Origin of the sequence: Salinirubellus salinus (assembly GCF_025231485.1) — an archaeon.
GTDB classification, from domain to species: domain Archaea; phylum Halobacteriota; class Halobacteria; order Halobacteriales; family Haloarculaceae; genus Salinirubellus; species Salinirubellus salinus.
Map to the genome: position 1 here is coordinate 2,742,424 of NZ_CP104003.1, position 22,522 is coordinate 2,764,945.

19 protein-coding genes are annotated in these 22,522 nt (G+C 68.2%); 12 read left to right on the plus strand and 7 right to left on the minus strand.

Annotated features, from left to right (window positions below; translation table 11 throughout):
- Window positions 1-1,314, plus strand: a complete 1,314-nt coding sequence (gene gdhB, locus N0B31_RS14570) for a glutamate dehydrogenase GdhB (RefSeq protein WP_260592353.1) — start codon at window positions 1-3, stop codon at window positions 1,312-1,314.
- A 21-nt stretch (window positions 1,315-1,335) separates the two neighbouring features.
- On the opposite strand, the gene N0B31_RS14575 is transcribed toward gdhB, so the two are convergent.
- On the minus strand, window positions 1,336-2,580 hold the full coding sequence (locus N0B31_RS14575) for a hypothetical protein (RefSeq protein WP_260592354.1): 1,245 nt from the start codon (window positions 2,578-2,580) through the stop codon (window positions 1,336-1,338).
- Between the two features lie 246 nt (window positions 2,581-2,826).
- Here N0B31_RS14575 and N0B31_RS14580 point away from each other — a divergent pair, with 246 nt between their 5' ends.
- From N0B31_RS14580 to N0B31_RS14600, 5 genes are read left to right on the plus strand one after another with little or no spacing between them, the layout of a single operon-like run.
- Window positions 2,827-4,056 (plus strand): ABC transporter substrate-binding protein, encoded by a 1,230-nt coding sequence (locus tag N0B31_RS14580; protein WP_260592355.1) that lies wholly within the window; start codon window positions 2,827-2,829, stop codon window positions 4,054-4,056.
- The gene (locus N0B31_RS14585) at window positions 4,056-5,021 is read left to right on the plus strand and encodes a branched-chain amino acid ABC transporter permease (RefSeq protein WP_260592356.1); all 966 of its coding nucleotides are present in this window, start codon (window positions 4,056-4,058) and stop codon (window positions 5,019-5,021) included. Before N0B31_RS14580 ends, N0B31_RS14585 begins: the two co-directional genes overlap by 1 nt.
- A complete protein-coding gene (locus N0B31_RS14590) occupies window positions 5,021-5,890 on the plus strand; it encodes a branched-chain amino acid ABC transporter permease (protein WP_260592357.1) in 870 nt (289 codons plus the stop codon). Before N0B31_RS14585 ends, N0B31_RS14590 begins: the two co-directional genes overlap by 1 nt.
- Window positions 5,887-6,681: an ABC transporter ATP-binding protein gene (locus tag N0B31_RS14595; RefSeq protein ID WP_260592358.1), complete on the plus strand. Its 795-nt coding sequence runs from the start codon at window positions 5,887-5,889 to the stop codon at window positions 6,679-6,681. The genes N0B31_RS14590 and N0B31_RS14595 overlap by 4 nt, the downstream gene beginning before the upstream one ends.
- On the plus strand, window positions 6,678-7,382 hold the full coding sequence (locus N0B31_RS14600) for an ABC transporter ATP-binding protein (protein ID WP_260592359.1): 705 nt from the start codon (window positions 6,678-6,680) through the stop codon (window positions 7,380-7,382). The genes N0B31_RS14595 and N0B31_RS14600 overlap by 4 nt, the downstream gene beginning before the upstream one ends.
- Before the next feature lie 92 nt (window positions 7,383-7,474).
- Here N0B31_RS14600 and N0B31_RS14605 read toward each other — a convergent pair whose 3' ends face one another.
- Entirely contained in the window at window positions 7,475-8,866 is a 1,392-nt protein-coding gene (locus N0B31_RS14605; protein ID WP_260592360.1) for an FAD-binding oxidoreductase, read from the minus strand.
- Window positions 8,867-9,230: 364 nt separating this feature from the next.
- Here N0B31_RS14605 and N0B31_RS14610 point away from each other — a divergent pair, with 364 nt between their 5' ends.
- Genes N0B31_RS14610 through N0B31_RS14625 form a run of 4 tightly spaced genes read left to right on the plus strand, consistent with a single transcriptional unit; the run spans window position 9,231 to window position 13,265 of the window.
- Window positions 9,231-10,370 (plus strand): ABC transporter substrate-binding protein, encoded by a 1,140-nt coding sequence (locus N0B31_RS14610; RefSeq protein ID WP_260592361.1) that lies wholly within the window; start codon window positions 9,231-9,233, stop codon window positions 10,368-10,370.
- 33 nt (window positions 10,371-10,403) lie between these two features.
- Complete coding sequence (locus N0B31_RS14615; protein ID WP_260592362.1) at window positions 10,404-11,498, plus strand: ABC transporter ATP-binding protein; 1,095 nt, start codon at window positions 10,404-10,406, stop codon at window positions 11,496-11,498.
- Window positions 11,495-12,406, plus strand: coding sequence for an ABC transporter permease (locus N0B31_RS14620; protein ID WP_260592363.1), 912 nt, complete (start codon window positions 11,495-11,497; stop codon window positions 12,404-12,406). The genes N0B31_RS14615 and N0B31_RS14620 overlap by 4 nt, the downstream gene beginning before the upstream one ends.
- Before the next feature lies 1 nt (window position 12,407).
- The gene (locus N0B31_RS14625) at window positions 12,408-13,265 is read left to right on the plus strand and encodes an ABC transporter permease (protein WP_260592364.1); all 858 of its coding nucleotides are present in this window, start codon (window positions 12,408-12,410) and stop codon (window positions 13,263-13,265) included.
- 30 nt (window positions 13,266-13,295) lie between these two features.
- Here N0B31_RS14625 and N0B31_RS14630 read toward each other — a convergent pair whose 3' ends face one another.
- The 4 genes from N0B31_RS14630 to N0B31_RS14645 all read right to left on the minus strand — a co-directional run bounded on the left by N0B31_RS14630 (window position 13,296) and on the right by N0B31_RS14645 (window position 17,894).
- The gene (locus tag N0B31_RS14630; RefSeq protein ID WP_260592365.1) at window positions 13,296-14,402 is read right to left on the minus strand and encodes an alanine racemase; all 1,107 of its coding nucleotides are present in this window, start codon (window positions 14,400-14,402) and stop codon (window positions 13,296-13,298) included.
- Window positions 14,392-15,669: a M20 family metallopeptidase gene (locus N0B31_RS14635; protein WP_260592366.1), complete on the minus strand. Its 1,278-nt coding sequence runs from the start codon at window positions 15,667-15,669 to the stop codon at window positions 14,392-14,394. Before N0B31_RS14635 ends, N0B31_RS14630 begins: the two co-directional genes overlap by 11 nt.
- Before the next feature lie 110 nt (window positions 15,670-15,779).
- Window positions 15,780-17,108 (minus strand): class-III pyridoxal-phosphate-dependent aminotransferase, encoded by a 1,329-nt coding sequence (locus tag N0B31_RS14640; protein WP_260592367.1) that lies wholly within the window; start codon window positions 17,106-17,108, stop codon window positions 15,780-15,782.
- A 72-nt stretch (window positions 17,109-17,180) separates the two neighbouring features.
- Entirely contained in the window at window positions 17,181-17,894 is a 714-nt protein-coding gene (locus tag N0B31_RS14645) for a helix-turn-helix domain-containing protein (protein WP_260592368.1), read from the minus strand.
- A 217-nt stretch (window positions 17,895-18,111) separates the two neighbouring features.
- On the opposite strand from N0B31_RS14645, the gene N0B31_RS14650 reads away from it, so the two are divergent.
- Together N0B31_RS14650 and N0B31_RS14655 are read left to right on the plus strand one after the other, a co-directional pair.
- Window positions 18,112-18,537, plus strand: a complete 426-nt coding sequence (locus tag N0B31_RS14650) for a hypothetical protein (RefSeq protein WP_260592369.1) — start codon at window positions 18,112-18,114, stop codon at window positions 18,535-18,537.
- Window positions 18,538-18,746: 209 nt separating this feature from the next.
- A complete protein-coding gene (locus N0B31_RS14655; protein ID WP_260592370.1) occupies window positions 18,747-20,879 on the plus strand; it encodes an alkaline phosphatase PhoX in 2,133 nt (710 codons plus the stop codon).
- A gap of 147 nt (window positions 20,880-21,026) precedes the next feature.
- On the opposite strand, the gene N0B31_RS14660 is transcribed toward N0B31_RS14655, so the two are convergent.
- Complete coding sequence (locus N0B31_RS14660) at window positions 21,027-22,418, minus strand: ATP-binding protein (RefSeq protein ID WP_260592371.1); 1,392 nt, start codon at window positions 22,416-22,418, stop codon at window positions 21,027-21,029.
- Between the last annotated feature and the right edge of the window lie 104 nt (window positions 22,419-22,522).

Consider the following 22,522-nt stretch of genomic DNA (forward strand, 5'->3'; position numbering starts at 1 on the left):
ATGGCCTCCAGCACCGGTTCCCACCACGACGAGACGACGACGCGCGACGACACCGAGGAGTCGGACGCGGCGTCCGAATCGGCCCTCCAGACCGCCCGCCGACAGCTCCGGCGGGCCGCCGACCACCTCGACATCGACCCGAACGTCGTCGAGCGGCTGAACCACCCCAAGCGCGTCCACGAGGTCACCGTCCCCATCGAGCGCGACGACGGCAGCGTCGAGGTGTTCACGGGCTACCGCGCCCAGCACGACAGCGTCCGCGGGCCGTACAAGGGCGGCCTGCGCTACCACCCCGAGGTGACCCGCGACGAGTGTGTCGGCCTCGGGATGTGGATGACCTGGAAGTGTGCGGTGATGGACCTCCCGTTCGGCGGGGCCAAAGGCGGCGTCGCCGTCGACCCGAAGGACCTGAGCGAGGCCGAGACAGAGCGGCTCACGCGCCGCTTCGCCGAGGAGATCCGCGACGTCATCGGCCCGACCGTCGACATCCCCGCGCCCGACATGGGCACGGACCCGCAGACGATGGCGTGGCTGATGGACGCCTACTCGATGCAGGAGGGCGAGACGGTCCCCGGCGTCGTCACCGGGAAACCGCCGGTCATCGGCGGGAGCGAGGGCCGCGACGCCGCACCGGGCCGGAGCGTCGCCATCGTCGCCCGCGAGGTCGTCGCGTACTACGGTCGTGCCCTCGCCGAGACCACCGTCGCCGTCCAGGGGTACGGCTCCGTCGGCGCCAACGCCGCCCGACTCCTCGACGAGTGGGGTGCCACCGTCGTCGCCGTCAGCGACGTGAACGGCGGCGTCTACGACCCGGACGGGCTCGACACGCACGCCATCCCGACCCACGACGAGGAGCCTGAGGGCGTCCTCGGCCACGACGCGCCCGGTACCGTCTCGAACGCCGACCTCCTCGAACTCGACGTTGACGTGCTGATCCCCGCGGCCGTCGGGAACGTGCTGACCGAGGCGAACGCCGACCGGGTCGCGGCCGACATCGTCGTCGAGGGGGCGAACGGCCCGACGACCACCGCGGCCGACCGCGTCCTCGCCGAGCGTGACGTGGCGGTCATCCCCGACATCCTCGCGAACGCCGGCGGTGTCACCGTCTCGTACTTCGAGTGGCTGCAGGACATCAACCGCCGTGCGTGGTCGCTCGAGCGGGTCCACGAGGAGCTCGAACAGGAGATGCTCACCGCGTGGGACGTGGTCCGCGAGGAGGTCGAGGCGCGGGACGTCACCTGGCGGGAGGCGACCTACATCGTCGCGCTATCGAGGGTCGCCGAGGCCCACGAGGCGCGTGGGCTCTGGCCCTGAGAGCGGCGGCCCCAACTACACTCAGACCGGGTGTCGGAGCGCCCAGACGTCCGTCTCGGGGTCGAGCCGGTGTGGCTCGGCCCCGCGTTCGGTCAGCACGCCGGCGTGGTACAGCATCGCCTTCAGCTGGAACACGGTCGGCGCGTGGTACACCGACCCGTCGCGGAGCGCCGCGGCGTCGAGTCCCCCGTCGGCGTCGAGGACCCGTGTCCGGGCGTCGTCGGTCCCCCGGAGAAACAGCTCGACGGTGAACGTCGGGTGCTGGACGTGGAGCCACTCGACGAGGTCGACGAGCGACGGGGCCGTGATGCCGTCCTCGTGCATCGTCTGGAGCTCCGTGACGAGGAGTTCGGTCGCGGGGTACGCCCAGACGACCCGCCGGGTGAGCAGGCCCCACGCCGGTGCGACCTCGGTGAACCGCGTTCGCGAGCGCTTCCAGTCGCCGAACGCGTCGAGGGCCGCGTCGACCGAGCCGTAACGGTCGAGCGCGAACCGGACGACCTCCTCGCCGAGCGACGTGAGTTCGACGCCGCTCGGCGTCTCGGAGACGAGGTCGAGGAACGCGGCTCCACGGCGAGCGTCAGCCGTCGCCGCGACGACGCGGTCGGCGAGGACCCGCTCGGTCTCGCCGTCGTGGGCCAGCGCGAGCGCGTAGCCGAGGTAGTTCTTCGGGTGGTTCAGCCCGAACGACCGGTCCGCGACGCCCTGTGCGGTCGCCTGGAAGCGGATGGCCGTCGCCTCGTCGCTCGTCCGGTTGCCGACGACACGCGGGACCTCCAGCGCCTCGACGTGGCCGTCCGTCTCCACCGTGAGGACACCCACGTTCAGTTCGCGGGCGAGCGTCCGGTCGGTCTCCGAGACCGCCGGCGCGGGCGCCGCGAGGTACGCCGCGTTCGCCTCGACGAGCCGGTCGTACGCCTGCACGATGCCGCGCTCGGTGTCGACACCCCCGGTCTCGGTGTAGCCCTTCGCCTCGATGGCGACGAGCGGTGGGTCGTCGCCGAAGCGCTCGACCGCCAGCCACTCCGACTCCAGCGCCCGGACGCCCACGAGGTCGGGGTAGCCACCGCCCAGTCGGACGTGGTTGAACGGCGCGAGCGTCTCGCGAACCTCGGCCGCGACACGCCGACCGGGGAGCCACTCCTCGGTCGCGAACTGCGTATCACAGACCGCGTACGTGTCCGACTCGTCGGCGTCCGGGAAGAGCCGGCGCTTGGCGTGGGCGAGCACCTGCGGTTCGGCGAGGTCGACGGCCGCGCCTGCCATGGAGCTCGGTCACGGGCGGGCGGGAAGTACGTGGTGGTGTGCGAGAGCCGGGACGGGTCAGAGCCGGTCGAGCGGAGGGGAGCCAGCATCGAGGGACGTCTCCACGCCAGCGAGCAGTCGACAGGCCGTCCGTAGTTGGGCGGATGGTCGGTGTGAACCGGTTAAAATAGGTTGCGTTTGGTGAAAATCATGGTATCGAGACTGTCATCGCCGTTGTTTTAAATAACCAGTAAAGAGAGGCGTGTAATGCCACGACACTCCGGGAGTGTTGACAGACGTACCTTCCTGAAGACGACTGCAGTCACCGGCCTCGGTGCCGCACTGGCCGGCTGTTCGGGTGCCGGTGGCTCGGACACGGTGACCGTCGGGATGCTCCAGCCGTTCACGGGAGAGGTCGCCTGGGTCGGCGAATCCTCGGAGCACGCCGTCGAGATCGCCATCGACGAGATCAACGCCGCGGGCGGTATCAACGGCAAGGAGGTCGAACTGGTGACCGAGGACTCGGAGGCGAACCAGCAGACCGCAGTCTCCGCAGAGCGCAAGCTCATCAACTCCGATGGCTCGGTCGCCATCCTCGGCCCGACGTCGTTCACCCTGCCGGCGGTCATGAACATCGCGCAGGAGGAGGGCGTTCCACAGGTCTCCCCGACGGCCGGGACGAGCGAGCTCGACGAGAAGGGTGGCGAGTACGTCTTCCGTACCTCCACGTCGGACTCGCTCGGCGGCAAGGGGATGGCCTACATCGCCGACCAGACGGGTCACGAGGAGATCGCCGTCATGTACGTCGACAATCAGGGTGGGCGTTCGTTCGGCAAGACGGTCGTCGAGGGGTTCGAAGCGCTCGGGGGGACCGTCACGGCCGAGATCGCGGTCTCGCCGGGGAAGAGTTCCTACCGGTCGGAGCTGAACAAGGCGTTCGCCGACGACCCGAGCTTCGTCTCGCTCACGAGCGGGACGCAGACCGGGAAGACGATCATCGACCAGTGGCACGAACAGGACCTGGGCGGCGTCTGGGGCCTCTCGAACGACATGCAGACTGGCGAGTTCGCCTCGAAGATGGGCGCGAAACTGGAGGGGTCGTACGCCATCGGCCCGCTGGCCGGTGGCGACCGCTACCAGACGTTCGCGGACAAGTACCGGGACAAGACCGACGAGGACCCGATGCCGTTCACGGCCGAGGCGTACGACGCGATGAACATCGTCGCCCTTGCGGCGGCGGCAGCCGGCGAGAACTCGCCGGGAGCGATCGCGGAGAACCTCATCGACGTCTCGGCCCCGGACGGGTCGACCGTGTCGAACTACGAGGACGGTCTCGGTGCGCTCGAGGACGGGAACTCGGTCGACTACGAAGGCGCCAGCGGGCCCGTCAACTTCGACACGAAGGGGAACGTCCGCTCGCCGTTCGGCCAGTACACGTCCGACGGCGGGTCCTGGACACTCGACGCCGAGATCGCCGCTGAAGACCTGACGTTCTGATGCTGGAACAGCTGTCGTTCGTCGTCAGCGTGGCCACGGTGGCGGGTATCTACGCCATCCTCACCATCGGGCTGAACGTCCACTGGGGGGAGACCGGCCTGCTCAACTTCGGGCACGTCGCGTTCTTCGCGGTCGGCGCGTACGCCTCGGCGCTCCTGACCATCGCCCCGCCGGGGGAGAGTGCGACGTACATCTTCGGGTTCGACCTCCCGGTCGGTGTCGGCCTCCTCGGTGCAGCGATAACGGCGGGGCTCGTCGCCATCCTGCTGGGGGTTCCGACCCTCCAGTTGCGCGAGGACTACCTCGCGATGGTCAGCATCGGCCTCGCCGAGATCATCCGCTACGTGATGATCAACGAGAACTGGCTCACGGGCGGTGTCGGTGGCCTCTACGGCATCGACCGCCCGCTCTCCGGGGTGGTCCCCGGCGAGTTCTACGGGCTGTTCTACCTCGGCGTCGTCGCCGTCGTCGTCGCCGGGTGCTACCTCTACGCACGCCGGCTCAAGCGGACCCCGTTCGGCCGCGTCCTCCGGAGCATCCGCGAGGACGAGGAGGTGGCCAAGGCGCTCGGGAAGGACACGTACCGGTACCGGATGCAGGCGTTCGTCGTCGGGGCCGTCATGGCCGGGCTCGCCGGCGGACTGTGGGCCCACTACGCGACGGCGTTGACGCCGACGGCCTTCGCCGCCTCCGTGACGTTCCTGACCTGGGTCGCCCTCATCGTCGGCGGGAGCGGGAACCCGACCGGCGCCATCGTCGGAGCCGTCCTCATCATCGGCTTCCGGGAGGCGACACGCTTCCTGCCCGACCTCTACGGGCTGGGGCAGATCATCCCCTCGCTTCGACTCATCATGGTCGGCCTCCTCGTGATGGCGGTCATCCGGTTCCGACCGGAGGGACTGGTCCCAGAACGGAACGTGACGTACGCGGAGTACCTCAAGCGAGTCGGCGGGGGTGACGAGTGATGGTCGCGTTCGACCCGCAGTACCTCGTCAACGGGGTCATCGTCGGGAGCACCATCGCCCTCGCGGCCGTGGGACTGACGATGATCTTCGGCATCCTCAACTTCATCAACTTCGCTCACGGGGAGTACCTCACCGTCGGTGCCTACACCGCGTTCGTCGCGAACGTCGCACTCGACCTCCCCATCGCGGTCTCGCTACTGATCGCGATTCCGGTCACTGCAGGGTTCGCCGTCGTCGTCGACCGCGCGGTCTACTACCCCCTGCGCGAACGTGGGTTGGGCGGTGTGGGTCTCCTGATCACCAGCGTCGGGCTGAGTATCGCCCTCCGGAACACCATCGAGATCATCTGGGGGTCGGAGCTCAGAGACTACGCGGTCCCCAGTGGGCAGGCGATGACCATCGCGGGCGTCCGCATCACGGTACTGCAGGTCGTCATCATCGCCGTCGCGCTGGTGTTGATGCTGGTGGTCCACCTCCTGCTCACGCGGACCGTACTCGGGATCTCGATGCGGGCGACCTCGTCGAACAAGTCGCTCGCACTCTCCTCGGGCATCCAGACCGAGGGTATCATCCGGTGGACCTGGATAATCGGGATCTCGTTGACCGTGGTCGCGGGCGTGCTCATCGGGCTGAACACCGCGATCCGTCCGTCGATGGGGTTCCGCTTGCTGCTCGTGATGTTCGCGGCCGTCATCCTCGGTGGGATCGGTGACCCCTACGGCGCGATGCTCGGCGGCCTCTCCATCGGCATCGCACAGGAGGTCAGCGTCGCCTTCATCTCGGCGTCCTACAAGCCCGCTGTCGCGTTCGCCATCATGGTGCTGATGCTCCTGTGGCGACCGGAGGGGCTTCGGGGTGATACCGCGTGAGTGCGAGCCGTTCGCTGCTCGAGGTGACGGATCTGGCGAAGCACTTCGGCGGCATCAAGGCCGTCGACGGGCTCGACTTCACCGTCGAGGAGAACTCGATCACGGGGCTCATCGGCCCGAACGGCGCCGGGAAGACGACGTGCTTCCGGACGATCGCGGGGTTCCACGACCCCGACGGCGGCACCGTCCGCTTCGACGGACGCGACGTGACCGGCGCCGACCCGACCGCTGTCGTCGACGCCGGCATCACCCGGACGTTCCAGGAGGCCCGGACCTTCCCGTCGATGACGGTGTTCGAGAACCTGCTCGTCGGTGCCGTCGGCAACCGGGGCGAACAGTTGCTCTCGGCCTCGCTCGGTCCGTCGCAGTATCGCGAGGACGAACGCCGTGCCATCGAACACGCCGAGGAGCTGCTGGCGTACACGGGTCTCGAGTCGGTCCGCGATCAGCGCGCCAGCGAACTGGGCGTCGGTGAGCGAAAACTGGTCGAGATCACGCGGGCGCTGATGACCGACCCCGAGCTCATCCTGCTGGACGAGCCGATGGCCGGACTCCCGCGTGACGTGACCGAGGACGTCATCGAGTACATCGAACGCTTGCGTCGAGATCGCGATCAGACGTTCCTCATCGTCGAACACGACATGGACGTCATCATGAGCATCTGCGACCGCATCACGGTCATGGAGTCGGGGACGGACATCGCCAGCGGCACGCCGGCGGAGATCAAGACGAACGACCGCGTTGTCGAGGCGTACCTCGGAGCCGACACCGACAGCGGAGGTGCGGCATGAGCGAGCCGCTCCTCGACGTCAGCGACGTCTCGGCCGGCTACGACGACATGCACGTCATCGAGGGCGCGGACCTCCGGGTCGACCCCGGCGAGTTCATCGCCATCGTCGGTCCCAACGGGGCGGGGAAGTCGACCCTGCTCCGGACCCTCGTCGGGGGGACGACGCTCTATCAGGGTACGGTCACGTACCGCGGTGACGACATCACCTGGACGCCTCGTCACGACATCATCGAGGACGGGATCGGCTACATCCCGCAGGACGAGGCCGTCTTCCCCGACCTCACCGTCTGGGAGAATCTACGGATGGGCGGCTACACCAGTCCCGACGGCTTCGAAGCGCGCCTCGCGGAGGTGTACGACCTGTTCCCCCGGCTCGAGGAGCGGGAGACGCAGCGTGCGGACAGTCTCTCTGGGGGGGAGAGTCGGATGCTCGCAGTCGCCCGGGCGTTGATGCCGGACCCCGAGCTGTTGCTGGTGGACGAACCCTCTGCAGGGCTGGCCCCGCAGATCGTCGAGCGGATGTTCGACAAGCTCGAGGAGATCCACGAGGACGGGACGTCGGTGCTACTCGTCGAGCAGAACGTCGACGCGGCGCTCGGCGCCGCCGACCGCATCTACACGCTCGAAGGGGGCGAGATAGACGACCGGGGGACCACCGACCAGTTCAGCGACTCGGACGCTGCCGAGCGGCTCGGCTGGTAGGCGACAGCCACCCGCTCACTCGTCTCCGGTACGCACGATTCTCCTCGCCGTGACACGCCGCCGAGTGTCGACTGCGCGAGCCGGCCGAGCTATCAGTCCTCCGGGTCGGGGAGCACCTTCCCGGGGTTCAGGATGCCGTTCGGGTCGAACGACCGCTTGATGCCACGCATCACCCCGAGTGCGGCAGTGCCGTGCTCGGGTTCGAGGTACTCCTGCTTCCCGAGGCCGACACCGTGTTCGCCCGTCGCCGTCCCCCCCAGCTCGATGGCCCGGTGGACGATCTGCTTCGAGACCGTCGCTGCGGCGTCGAGCCGTTCCGGGTCGCTATCGTCGACGAGGATGTTGTAGTGCAGGTTCCCGTCGCCCGCGTGTCCGAAACAGGAGACGAGCAGGTCGTGCTCCTCGGCTTGCTCCTCGACGTACGCGAGGATGTCCGGGTACTTGCTGATCGGGACGGTGACGTCGCCGGGAGTCATCAGCGAGAGGTCGTCGCGATACGGTTCGAGTGCGTCGGCGAGTTCGCGGCGGGCGGCCCAGAGGGCGGCCATCTCCGCGTCGCTCTCGGTGACGGTGAACGCCTCGACGTCGTGGCCCTCGAACACGGTCCGGCAGAACTCGACCTCCTGTTCGATCCCGTGATTGGCGTGGAACTCGAGGAACACCATCGGCGAATCGGAGAGGTCGGTGTCGAGGTGTTCGTTCGCGATGTCGACGCTGAGCTCGTCGATGAGTTCGATCTTGGCGACGTCGACGCCCGAGCGGACGGCGTCGGCGATCGCGGCCCCCGCGTCGGCGACGGTGGGGAACGTCGCTCGGCCACCCCAGACCTGTTCGGGTCGCCCGGCCAGCTGGAGCGTGACGCGCGTGACGACGGCGAGCGTGCCCTCGCTGCCGATGAGCAACTCCTTGAGGTTGTAGCCGGCGGAGGTCTTGATGGCCTTGCTCCCCGCGGTGATGACCTCGCCGGAGGGCAGGACGGCCTCGAGTTCCAGCACCCAGTCGCCGACCTCGCCGTACTTGACGGTCTTCATCCCGCTGGCGTCGTTCGCGATCATCCCGCCGATGGTGGAGATGGCCCCCGAGGACGGGAGTGCCGGGAGGAAGAGGCCGTGCTTCTCGACCGCTTCGTTCACCTCGTCGCCGAGGATGCCCGGCCCGACGTCGACCTGCCGGTCGTCCGGGCGGATGTCGTGGACGTCGTCCATCCGCGAGAGGTCCATGCTGATGCCCTCCTCGACGGGGACGGCGTTCCCCTCGAGACTCGTCCCGGCGGCGTACGGCGTGACCGGAACGCCGTGTTCGTTCGCGGCCGAGAGCACCGAGGCGACCTCCTCGGTGCGCTCTGGCCACACGACCGCATCGGGGAGCACGGCGTCGGCCTCGTCGGTCCCCCAGTCGATCGAGTGCTCGGTCCGGTCGGCTCGCGTACGAGAGATGCGAGCGGACGGCAGCAACCCGTCGAGGAACTCGGTGTCGTGGCTCATGCACGAACAGGGTGAGTGTGGCGATTTAGTGCCACCGGAATCGACACTCCACTCGGCGGCAGTTCACCGGCCGGCGGCGGCGTCGGCGAACGTCGGAGACGAAGCGCGCCCGGACCACCGGAGCGCCAGTCCCGGCGGTCGCTGGCGGCGGGGTCGGTCGACCGGACGGCGTATCCACGCCGTGGCCTCGCGTCGCGATTCACCGGGGGAGAACGCGGAGCTGTGCCCCGCACGGCGCCGTCGATTCGGCTCGAACGGCGTTGAGACGTTCCGAGACGCTCGTTCTCGCGCGTTCCTGGCGTTCGGGGCCGACCCCTCTCATGTTAGGTCCTATCGTTATTCCCGTCTCTTCTGACCCGTACGTATGCGACAAGATAGCACGAGTGACGGAACGAGCGGTCGCACGGGACGACCGAGTCGTCGGCGCTTCCTCCAGTTGACCGGGGCGGCCGGCGCTGCGGGGCTCGCGGGGTGTGTCAACAGCCTCGGCGGCGGGGGGAACGACCTCGCCGACACGCTGGTCATCCAGATGGAGGGGGGGAGTATGCTCGAGGCGCTCAAGTCCGAGGCGTTCGGGCCGTTCGAGGAGGAGTTCGGTGCCTCGGTGGAGGTGAGCCTCCGGAGCAGTCAGCAGAACGGGTACGCGAAGATCAAGGCCGGGCAGGCCGAGGCCGACATGACGAGCGTCCCGCCGTTCACGCTCTACAACGGGACCAAGGAGGGGCTGTGGTCGCCCATCAGTACGGACGAGATTCCGAACTACGAGTCGAACGTCCTCGACCCGCTGAAGAACCCGGTGTTCGACCCCGGTCAGGAGGTCCACGGCATCCCCCACGCGTACGGGACGGTCGGCATGGCGTACAACAAGAACGAGCTGGACTCGCCGAGTTCGTGGAGCGTCACGTGGGACGGCTCGTACGAGGGGCACGTCGCGATGGAGGGGTTCGGCTTCATCCGCGTGTTCACGACCGCCCTCGAGATGGGGATGGACCCCAACGAGATCGGTGCGAACGGCTCCTACGAGGAGAACATCGGGAAGATATGGGACCGGGTCGCCGAGCAGCAGGACCTGGTCGTCACGAACTGGACGAGCGGCGACGAGCAGGCCCGGCTGTTCGCCTCGGAGGACGCCTGGGTCGGCGAGGCGTGGGGGAACGTCATCTACGGCGCGGTCCAGGAGGGGAACGACCACCTCGGGTACACCATCCCCGAGGAGGGGGCGTACGGCTACACGCAGAACCACGCCATCCTGAACGACATCAGCGAGACGCGGCGCAAGACCGCCCTGGAGTTCATCAACTTCCTGCTGCGTGACGACATCCTCCAGCCGGTCACCGAGAAGCTCGGCCTGCCGCCGGCGACCTCGGTCACCTCGGACGAGATCGAGAACCTCTACGACTACGACCCCCGCGGCGGGAAGGGACTCAAGTTCCCCGACGTCGCGTACATCAACGAACACAACGACGAGTGGTCACAGCGCTGGGAAGAGATCCGAGGGAACTGAGCCGGGCGCGTCGACCACCACGTTCCACACATCATGGCATTTCTAGAACTCGATAACCTCAGGAAGGAGTTCGGTGACCTCGTCGCGGTCGACGGCGTCTCGTTGACGGTCGAGGAGGGGCAGTTCGTCACCATCGTCGGGCCGAGCGGCTGCGGGAAGTCGACCATCCTCCGGAGCATCACCGGGCTCGAGACGCCCACGAGCGGCGAGATACGACTCGAGGGGAGGGACATCACGGAGCTCCCGCCGTACCGGCGCAACATCGGGCTGGTGTTCCAGGACTACGCCCTGTTCCCACACAAGACCGTCTTCGAGAACGTCGCCTTCGGGCTGAAGATGCGCGGGGCGCCCGAGGCAGAGCAACGCGAGCGGGTCACCGAGATGCTCGAGATGGTGAACCTCGAGGGGTACGAGGAGAAGTACCCCGGCGAGTGCAGCGGTGGCGAGCAACAGCGCATCGCCGTCGCCCGGGCCATCGCGTTCGACCCGGACCTCGTGCTGATGGACGAGCCGCTGTCCAACCTCGACAAGAACCTCCGAACGAGCATCCGGAGCGAACTCCGCCGCATCCAGGCCGAGACGGGCGTGACGACCCTGTACGTCACGCACAACCAGAACGAGGCGCTCTCGCTGGGCGACAAGCTCGCGGTGATGAACGACGGCCGGCTCGAGCAGTACGACACGCCCGAGGACACCTACCGCGAGCCCCGGACCCGGTTCGTCGCGGACTTCCTCGGCCGCTCGACGGAGCTCCAGGGCACCTACACCCGCCCGGAGGGTGTGGCCAACCCCGTCGCCGACCTCGGCGAGGGGCTCGAACTCGAGGTGACCGCGCGTGACGGCCTGTCGAACGGCGACCCGGTCTCGCTGTTCCTCCGCGACGAGAAGGTGAAGCTCGTCAACGGGCACGCGCCGGAGCGGAACGTCCTCGAGGGCGAGATCGAGTCCGTCGACTACCGTGGTCGCGACATCAACTACTTCATCCGTGTCCCGGAGCTCGACCGGACGATCCAGGTGAGCCACGTCGCCGACGACAGCGCCGAGCGGTTCCACGACCTCGGTGACACGGTCCGGTTCCACATCGAGCCGGAGAACGTCACGTGCCTCCCGGCGGAGGGGACGCCGTGAGTGCGGAGCGCTCGCGGCTGCCCGCGCTGAAAGACCGGGTGATGGAGAACGACTGGGTCCGCTTCGCCATCTCGCCCGGACTCGGCCTCGGCTGGGTCGTCCTGTTGTTGTTCCTGCCGATGACGGTCATCCTCGCCATCTCGTTCTCCGTCCCCGGCGACTTCGGCAACGTCATCTACGAGTTCACGCTCGAGAACTACCGGCGCTTCTGGGAGTCGGCCGTCTACAAGAACATCATCCTCGAGTCGCTGTTCTACGGGGTCGTCGTGACGGCGCTGGCCCTGCCGTTCGGCTACACCGCCGGCTACTTCCTGGGCCGCTCGAAGACCGACTGGAAGTGGATCCTCCTCGGCCTGGTCGTGCTCCAGTACTGGGTGCCGTTCATCATCCGCACCTACGCGTGGATCATCATCCTCTCGAACAACGGCGTCCTCAACCAGTTGCTGATGGGGGTCGGGTTGCTCGACGCGCCGCTCGACATCATGTACACGACGTACAGCATGGTGCTCGGGCTGACGGTGAGCCTGCTGCCGTTCATGATACTCCCGGTGTACGTCTCGGTGAGCACCATCGACGAGGACCAGATCCACGCCGCGAAGACGCTGGGCGCCACCGACTTCCGCGCGTTCCGCGAGATAACGCTCCCGCAGTCGCTCCCGGGTATCGTCTCGGGCGTCCTGTTCGTGTTCATCATCGGTGCGGGTGCGTTCCTCGCGCCGACGCTGCTCGGCGGGCCGGACACGCGGATGATCGCCCCGGTCATCGAGACGGTGTTCATCCTCGACTTCAACTGGCCGTTCGCGGCGGCGCTGTCGGTCATCTACTTCGGCGTCATCGGCCTGTTGCTCTACCTGTTCACCCGGCGGGTCGACCTCGAAGAGGCACTCGACACAGGGGGGGCGGTCTGAGATGGCGACCGACCACGCCACCACCGGCGAGACGGACGTCGACGCCGAGCGGGGCTACTTCGGTATCACGCTCCCCTCGCACGTCAAGTGGAACCTCGTCCGCGCGACGACCGTCGTGGTCTACGTGCTGATGATCCTGCCGTTGCTCGTCATCGTCCTCAACTCGTTCAACCCGTCGCGGCTCGGGAACTTCCCGCCGCAGTCGCTCAGCCTGCGCTGGTACGAGGCGCTGCTCGCCGACGGGCTCATGTTGCGAGCGCTGGTCAACAGCCTCCAGGTCGGCATCGCGGCGGCGCTCTGTGCCGGCCTCGTCGGCACGCTCACGGCGATGGGGTTCGTCCGCAAGCGGTTCCGGCTGAAGAACGGGCTGGTCATCGTGCTGCTCTCGCCGCTGCTGGTTCCGCCCATCATCGTCGGGGTGGCGGCGACCATCTTCTTCGGCCAGCTCGGCGTCGGGCGCTCGCTCTGGTGGCTCATCGTGATGCACACCCTGCTCGGGCTCCCGTACGCGTTCCTCATCATCCGGAGTCAGCTCTACCTCTTCGACGAGACGCTCGAGGAGGCCGCCCGGACGCTCGGGGCCGACCGGCTCACCACGTTCCGGGAGGTCACCTTCCCCATCATCGCGCCGTCCATCGTCACGGCGATGGTGATCGTCTTCGTCATCTCGTTCGGCGAGTTCACCGCGACCCAGTTCTGGGTCGAGCGGACGACGACGACGGTCCCGGTCGTCATCTTCTCGATGCTGCGGACGAGCATCAGCCCGAAGATCGACGCCCTCGCGACGGTCATGCTGGTCGTGACCATCGCGGTCCCGGCCCTGTTGCTCGGGGCGCGGCGCTGGCTGTTCGAGCACTGAACGGGACGGGGCAGGGGGCGGACCGGCCGCTCACTCCGTCTCCCCGACGACGCGAGTGACGTACGCGGAGGTCGACGCCTGGAGCAGTGCCCGGTAGCCGAGGCGGAAGGCGAGCCGGTCGCCGACGGCGACGTCGCCGGCGTCCGTGACGTCACAGACGGTGTGGTCGCTGCTCGCGCCGACCACCCGTACGCCGTCGCGGACCGGGTCGAGTTGCTCCGGCACCGTGTCCTGTCTCCCGAGCGTGAGCACGGCCCGTCGGCGCGGCCCCTCCGCCCTCGACTCGGGGTCAGGCCGCGTGCCGTCGACGGGCTGGCCCTGCGGCCCGGCCGGGGTGGCTGGCTTGCGCTTGCACTCGACGACCTCCGCGTGGAGGGTGAACGCGTCACGCCGAAGGGACGGGAGGTGGCGGTCGCGAGCGGCGTCGGTCCCGAGGAGGATGGCCTCCCCGACCCGGAGTTCGTTCACCCGCGCGGGGAGGTCGCCGGCCTCGGCGAGCGGGAGGGTGACGCTGCTCCCACCCGAGACCACGTCGAGGCGACGGCCGACGGCGGCCTCGCACGCCTCGACGGTCTCGACGAACGACGCCATCGACTCGGCCGTCGGGAGCACCCCGGACAGGCAGCCGACGTTGGTCCCGACCCCGGCGACGCGGACCCCGTCGAGGTCGGCTGCCGCCGCCACCAGTGCCGGCGCGTCGGCCGGGAGCACGCCCTCGCGCCGGTCGCCGGTGTCGACCATCACCACGACGTCGTGCGTCAGGCCGCGTCGGCGGGCGGCGGCCGACAGCGCCTCCACGACCGCCCGTTCGGTGACCAGCGAGCGGTCGGCCGCGCGCAGGACACGCCCGACGTCGCCCACCGTCGGGGAGACGAGCAGCGTCCGCTCGACGTGGGGACCGACCGCGTCGCGCAGCCGCTCGAGGTTCCGGACGCGCGAGTCGGCGAGACCGTCGAGTCCACCCGCGAGCATCGCCCGGGCGACGACCGGGTCGCCACAGACGGCCTTCGTGACGCCGACCACGCGGCCGTCGAAGCGGTCGCGGACCGCCGTGGCGTTCTCGCGGATGGCGCTCGGGTCGAGCCGGACCACCGGCGCCGGCACCGACGACGCGTGGCCGCGCCGTTCAGTCGGCATCCTCGCCGCCGTCGTGGCGAGCGTCGGCCCGCTGTGCGGTCCCGACGAGTTCGACCGCGCCAGCCGCGAGGATGCGCGCCACCTCGACGGTCTCGGCGACGTCGACCCACTCGCCCGCGCTGTGGACGTTCGCCCCGTCGGGGCCGAGGATGACCGTCGGGAGCCCCTCGCGGTGGCCGAGGTAGTTGAAGTCCCCGACGCTCGGGAAGTAGCCCACCCCGGGCCGGTCGCCGGTGACGGTCTCGGTCGCGGCCGCCAGCCCCTCGACCAGCGGTTCGTCCTCGTCGACGGTGTACGGGCCGTAGCGTGCGTCCGGGTGTGGCGTCTCGCGGAGGCCGACATCGACATCGACGTCGCCCAGGTCGAGCGAGTCGACGACCGCTTCCGCCTCCGAGAGGACGGTCCCGCTCGTCTCGCCGGGGACGACGTGGCGGTCGACGAGGAGTCGGCACGACTCCGGGACCGACAGCGTCTGGCTGCCGCCCTCGATACGGAGCGGACAGACCGACCCGGAGCCGAGCAGCGGGTGAGACCCCACCTCCATCTCCTCGAGGGCGGCGGCGATGCGACTGGCCGCGACGACGGCGTTCGCCCCCCGCTCGGGCATCGACCCGTGGGCGGCGGTCCCGCGGACCTCGATGTCGTAGAGGAACCGACCGCGGGCGCCGAGATACAGCCGCGGGTTCGTGGCGTCCGACTCGCTGTCGAACGCCGGGCCGGGCTCGGTGACGACGGCCATGTCACAGTCCGCGAGGCGGCCGTCGCGGATGAGCTGGTCCGTCCCGAGCCCGTAGGGACCCTCCTCGTCGACGACGGCCGTGAGCACCACGTCGCCAGCGAGGTCGACGTCGGCCTCGGCCAGTGCGGCGAACGCCGACATCGCGGCTGCCAGCCCCGCCTTCATGTCGGCGGCCCCCTGGCCGTAGAGGCGGCCGTCCTCGATGCGGCCGGACAGCGGGTCCTCCTCCCAGTCCGCGACGAGTTCGACCGTGTCGACGTGGCCGTTCAACAGCAGGGTCGGGGCCGCTGGGTCGGACCCCTCGAGTCGGGCGATGACGTTCCGGCCCTCGTAGCCGGTGACGTCGGGCTCGCTCACGCGGTGGTACGAGGGGTCGAGGCCACGCTCGGCGAGCCAGTCGTGGACGAACTCGACGATCTCCGCCTCGTGGAAGTACGGACTCTCGATGCGGACGAGCGACCGCAGCAGGTCGACGGTCCGGTCGGTGTCGACCGTGTCGGCGGCCGCACGCGACGTCCCCGCACTCATCGTGACACCCGGTCACTGCCGTCTCCGTCTCGTGGTCGGTGTCCGCCGGTCATAGCTGGGGAAAGCGAGGCTCTCGTTCTAACCACGGTCCCTAACATGAGGGGTGGGACTCACGCCGCTGCGGCCGCCTCCGTGAACAGGGCCAGTCCGAGCGCCGTCTCGCGGTCGGTCACGTCGAGCGGCGGGAGGAGGCGGACGGTCCGTCGGCCACACCCGAGGACGAGCAGCCCCCGTTCGAAGCAGTTCGCGACGACCCGCTCCTGTCGTTCCGGGCTGTCGAACTCGACGCCGAGCATCAGCCCACGGCCACGGACGTCCGTCACGGCCTCGAGGTTGGCGTCGACGAGGCCCTCGCGCAACTGCCGGCCACGCTCGCGGGCGTTCGCCAGCAACCCCTCGTCCTCGACGACGTCCATCGTGACGGCCCCCTCGAGCGCGGCCGAGAGGTCGCCAGCCCCCCAGGTCGAGGAGATGCGGCCGGTGTCGCTCGGGAACACGTCCGACCGGGAGACGGTCGCGCCGACCCGGAGCCCCTTGGCCGCGGTGACGATGTCCGGTTCGAGGTCGAGGTGGTCGACGCCCCAGCGCTCGCCCGTCCGCCCGAGGCCGGCCTGAATCTCGTCGCTGATGACGCGGATGTCGTGGCGCTCGCGGATGGCCGCGACGTCGGCGACGAACCGCTCGTTCGGCACGCGGTAGCCGCCCTCGCCCTGTATCGGCTCGAGGACGAGGAACGCGACCTCGTCGGGGGCCGTGCGACCGTGGTCCGGGTGGAGCTCGTCCGCCAGCACGTTCCCGCCGGGCCCGTCGGTCCGCCACCCGCAGGTACACGCCCCGCGACAGGTGCAGTACGGGACCGAGACGACACCCGGAACCTCCGGGTAGCCCGCCCGGTGGATGGCCTTCGAGCGGTTCATCGACAGGGCGCCGAGCGTCCGGCCGTGGAACGCGCCGTCGAAGGTGACCGCCCGGTGGCCGCCCTGCTGGTAGCAGATCTTGATGGCGTTCTCGACGGCCTCGGCCCCGGAGTTCGAGAGGAAGACGGTGTCCATCCCGTAGTGGTCGGTCCACTCGACGAGTCGTTCCATCAGCTGTGACGGGCCCGGCAGGTCCGGGTCGGCGGGGTCGCCACCGAGACTCGCGTAGAAGTCCTGGCCGGCGATCTTCCCCGGCGTGACCACGCCGAGTGACGCGAGCGCCTCGACCAGTCGAGGGTGGTTGTAGCCGAGCGGCGAGGCGGCCACGTGACTCGTGAAATCGAGCAGGACGTTCCCGTCGACGTCGGTACAGAACGGGCCGGTCGCCTCGGCGGTCACGTCCCAGACGAACTCGTAGACGTAGGTGCTGGGGGCGGCGAACCGGTGGTGGTAGTCGGTCCACTCGCGGGCGGCCTCGCCCGGGAGGGTCCGGGCGTCCGGCACGGCGGTGTCGCGGTCCATGCGGATTACTGGCACGGGTCGCCCCTCAGCCCCCCGCCTAGTATGTCAGGGGCGTGTCGGGCCGGGACCGCCCTACGGGAGGACGTCGAACAGTTTCGACTCGGCCTTGCGGAGATGTTCGAGCGCCGTCGCCTTCGAGACGCCGAGTTCGTCCGCCAGGTCCGTCGCGCTGACCTCCCGTGGCCAGTTGTAGTAGCCCCGGCGACGGGCGAGGTTGAACACGTCGCGCTGTCGCTCGGAGAGCAGGCCCTGACTCAGGACGCCGTCGCTCTCTCGGGGGTCCGCGACGATGCGCTGGACCTCGATCTCCGCGTCCATGCTCTCGCGGACGGCATCGAGTCGGTTCCGGATGCCGTCGCGGTCCGCCTCAACGACGACCGTCCAGTACTCGCGGCCGTCGTGGATCCAGACCGCCTTGTCCGGGATGAACCCCTTCGAGACGAGCGCGTCGTTGATGCTGTGGTCGTCGCCGTACTCGACGATGAGGCTCCGCGAGGCGTTCCCCGTCCCCGGCACCTGCGTGTCGACGCCACCGCGCGAGGCCAGCGGCGACACCGACTTCGTCAGCGGTGACGTGTCGATGGCCTCGACGAGCGTCTCCAGTTCAGACGCCGACTCCGCGTAGACGGTGAACCGCCCTTTCAGCGTCTCGCCGACCGAGTAGACCCCGTGTCCGAGGATTCCACCCGAGTTGGCCTCGGTGACCTTGAGCGTCCAGCACTCCGGGTGCCAGATGCGCAGCGTCAGGTGCGACCCGACCCCGTCGGCAGTCTCGGACAGTTCCATGACACACGGTATCGTGTGTACCGACAAGACTGTACCGACGACCGACTGTACCGGTCGGTTCGGCGCGCGAAGTACGGTGGGGGACGGTTCTGGAGCCATCGAGACCGACGCGGAGGCCCCCCTATCGGTATATATCCGAATTACACAACGACTACTCCCCGCTCACAGGAGTGGACGTACACGTCGCCACGGACCGCCCGTGGCGAGCGAGGAGCCCATGTCCAAGACAGACGAGACTTCCCCGGAGGACGCACAGGAATCGATATACGAAGCGTACGTGCTGGACGTACGGATCGTCGAGACGGCGAACGAGCGTGGCGAGCCGCGGTACCGGTTCGAGGCGGGCACCCACCGTGGGCGGGAGTTCGAGGACCCGGAGCTGGCCACGCTGTACGCCGACGTCTACTTCTGCACCAACGGCTTCGAAGAGGCGGGCACCGGTGACCGCGGTGTCCCGCCGGAGATCGTCGGGGCCGGCCGGGCCGTCCTGGCGTCGTACTTCCTCACCCAGCCGAGCATCGACCAGCACTGGGCTGCCTCCTTCTTCGGGGTGAAACCCCACCGCATCCGGGAGTACACGAACTGGGTTCGCCAGAACGCCGAGCAGATCCGCGAGGGCGCCGCGGACCGCGGGCTGGCGTAGTCGGCGGCGTTCCGGCGACCCGGACGCTCGTGGTGATGCGTACTCGCGAGTCTGCCCGACCCGAGTATCCGAGCGGACTATAGTGAGGTAGCGAGGAGGTCGGCGGTCCATAGCGGTATCGACGGGGCAGTCTTGATATGCGCTCGAAAGTGTAAGTATTGAAATGTATTATAAACCGCTTTGAGTGGCGGAGTGTCCCGTCCACTCGCATGGTCGACCTCGATCGACGGAACCTGATGTCTTCGGCAGTCGCCGCCGCGCTGGGCGCCAGCGTGGTCGGAACTGGAGTCGCGAGCGCGAGTGACAGCGAGATACCGGAATCGGACACCCCGGGCGCACCGAGCGTGAAGGGCGAACTCAAGCGGTTCGCGAACACGGCGTTCGGTGCGGAGGTGACGGGGCCGTACGTCTTCGGCGACGGGACGCTCCTCTTCAGCAACCAGCACCCCGAGGAGAACAACCAGGGCGCGTTCAAGTACCCCGGGGTCGGCTACTTCAGCGGGTTCCAGTTCGAGCTCGACGGGGACAACGACGACTTCGAGGAGCTGAGCATTCCGAACGACAAGGACAAGCAGACCCGGATCCGCAGCAGTGCCGGCGAGTACACGTACCTCGGCGTGGGCCGGGAACCGATCAACGGACACGAGGAACGACTCGGCGTGACCCAGACGCCCGACGGCACGGACATCACGCTCGACAACTTCGAGGGGACGCAGTACGGGGCGGCCGCGACCAACCCCGACTGCAACCAGGTCGTGGAGGCCGGCGATGACTCCGCGTACGACGGCTTCCTCTACACCAACTGGGAGAACAGCCCCGGGAACGTCTCGCGGCTGCCGCTCACCCGTACCGAGGACGGCGAGTGGGAGGCCGACCCGGATAACGCCATCAACCTCGCGAACACAGAGTCGCTCCGGAGCCTCGGTGGCACGCGTATCAACTGCTACGGGGACAAGACGCCGTGGGGCACGATGGTCTCCTCCGAGGAGAACTACGCCCACCCGCGGGTCAACTACACGAACACCGTCGGCGACATCGTCGAGGACGGTGGCGAGGGGCGCACCGGTGCCGCCCAGTTCTGGAACCGTCCGAACCCGACCGTCGTCGGCTCCGGCGACTGGTTCGGCGAGTACAACGACGGTGTCTACACGCAGGGAGCCTTCGCCCTCGCCGGCGTCGAGTTCCTCGCGTACTACCTCGGTGCCGAACAGGTCGACCAGGACGCGGGCGGGAACACGCTGGAACCCATCAGCGACGTCTACCCCAACCCCTACCGGTACGGCTACCAGCTCGAGTTCCGCGAGCAGGGCGACGACGAGCCGCCGACGGCCATCAAGCACTACGTGATGGGTCGTGCCTCGTGGGAGGCGCCCGACTTCCAGAACGACCACAAGACGGTCTACGGCTGCTCTGACGGGGACTCGAAGGGCATCTACAAGTTCGTCGCAGACGAGGACATGACGACCGTCGACCCGATGGCCATCTCCGGGACGCTGTACGCCCCGAAGATCACCAACGACGCCGCGAACGTCGAGGAGTTCGGGAGCCGTGCCTCACCGGCTCAGGTCGACCTCGCGGTCGAGTGGATCCCGCTGGGCAGTGCCTCCAACGCGGAGTGCGAGGCGTGGATCGCCGAGTACGACGACGTCACTCAGGCTGACTACCTCGAAGCCCACGCGGAGAGCCAGGGCTGGAAGAGCATCGCGAACGACGGCAACCCCGGCAAAGGCAGCGACAAGGGCAAGGCGAAGGGCAAGCAGAACGCCCAGGAGAAACTCCAGGCGGCCCTCGAGGAAGCCGACCGCGAGGTCGTCGAGAACGGCAACCAGAACTACATCACCAACGAGGAGATCGTCGAGTGGGCCGACCAGTGGGAGGCCAAGGGGCCCGACGGCGTCGACGAGGAGCTCCGCAAGGTGCCCTTCCTCGAGACCCGCGCGGCCGCGAAGGAGATCGGCGCCTCCATCGAGTTCAACAAGGCCGAGGGGGTCGACAGCAGGGAGGACGCCAGTCCCGGTGACTACGTCTACTTCGGTATCTCCGAGTTCAACGACGACCTCGCCGACGAGACGGGCGACATCCAGATGGACCGCGTCGACGGCGGCGTCGTCTACCGCGCCGAACTCGAGAACGATTACGACGTCTCGACGCTCGAACCCGTCATCGTCGGGCCGGACTTCTCCGACGGGCCGGCCGACGCGAACGACGCGCTCCGGAACATCGACAACGTCTACGTGATGGACGACGGGCGGGTGCTCTGCTGCGAGGACGGTTTCGACGAGTCGAACCGCTCGTACCCGAACGACTGTCTGTACGTCTACGACCCGAACCCGGAGAACTGAGCTCGGGCCGGCACGCCGCCAGGGGCGTCGGCGACCGGGGCGCGCCCGGCCGGAGACCCACACCTCGTCTTTCTCTTCGTGTCGTCGGAGCGCCGGCTGTCGCGTCCCCCTCTGGAGCATCAGGGGAGGAGACGTCCTGTTCTCCAGTCAGTCTGAGAGCGCCCCGACGACGTCCTCGGCGGTGAACAGCCGGAGGTCGCCTCGCTCGGCGGCGGCCTCCTCGACCGATGGCGAGAATCCGCTCCGCGAGAAGAGGGCGTACCGTTCCTGCCGGTCGCCACCCTCGTTCGGCGTCCACCGGAGTTCCTCGGCGTGTCGCTGGAGGGAACTGAACGCATCGTAGCCCAGTGGCGAGCGCTGGAACTTGCACTCGCCGAGTACGAGCGTCTCGCCAGTCGACAGACCGACCACGTCTATCTCGTGCTCACCGTACCACCACTGGCCCACGTCTGCGATGGTCTCGTCCGGGTAGAGGGTCCGGAGTGCCGACCCACAGAGGTCTTCGAACGGTCTGCTGACGAAGTCCGGAAGAGTCGGCTCGACGAGTTCCTCGTAGCCTGCCCGCCCGAGTTCGTCGTACCGGTCGCCCGTCCCGTAGACGTAGTTGAACCAGAACCGGAAGAAGTGGTCACGGAGCCGGTATCGACCGCGCTTCGACCGCGCTGCCTGCTCCGTGACGGGGACGTGACGGTCCAAGAGTCTGAGTCGCTCGAGCCGACCGAGATACTTCGAGAGCTGGTTGTAGTCGATGCCGGTCGCCCCCGCGATCTCGTTCCGGGTCGTCTTGCCACTCGAGATGGCTTCGAGGATCGAGAAGTACCGCGTCGGCTCGGTCAGTTCCATCCGCAGGACGTAGTCCGGTTCGTCGTGGAGCGAGCCGTGTCGAGCGAGGACCGAACGCTGGACGTTTCCGGCGAGCGAGGCCGACGAGTCGAGTTCCTCCAGATAGTAGGGGACGCCGCCGAAGATTCCCCACGCGAGCACTGCCTCGACCGCGTCGGCGTCGTCGGGGAGGAACGCTCGTGCCGCACCGAAGGAGAGCTGTCGAAGGTCCAGCTTCAACGAGGAGCGCCCGTACAACGGGCTGTTCCCGAGCAATGCAGCCTCCTCAATCATGCTGATCGACGACCCGACCAGCACGACCGTCGCCGTCGAGTCCTCGAGTTCGTGGTCGAACATCGCCTGGAGGACCGAGGGGAGACTGTCGTCCTGCTCGACGAGATACGGGAACTCGTCGAGAACGACTAGCGCGTCCTCGTCTGCGAGGTAGCCGAGGACGGCCTCCCATTCGGGGCGGATTCGCTCGACACCAGGATACGACTCGGCCGCAGTCTCGACGAACTGCTCGAGCTGGAGCGCGGTCGTCTTCTGTCTCGCTTGATAGAGGACGACGTCGTCTCGGTCTCGGACCGACTCTCGAACGAGCGCCGTCTTGCCGAGCCGCCGTCGGCCGTAGACGATCGCCAGCTCGGCCGTCTCCGAGTCGTAGAGCGATTCCAGCCGCGACAGTTCCTCGACACGGTTCACGAACTCTGCCATGCTCGACACTGAGCCGCCGCAAGTATGATACTTTCGAGAATCAAACTTCAGAGTATCAAACTTCGAAGTTTGTTTCTAGAGACGCGAGGCGTCGTGCGCCAGAG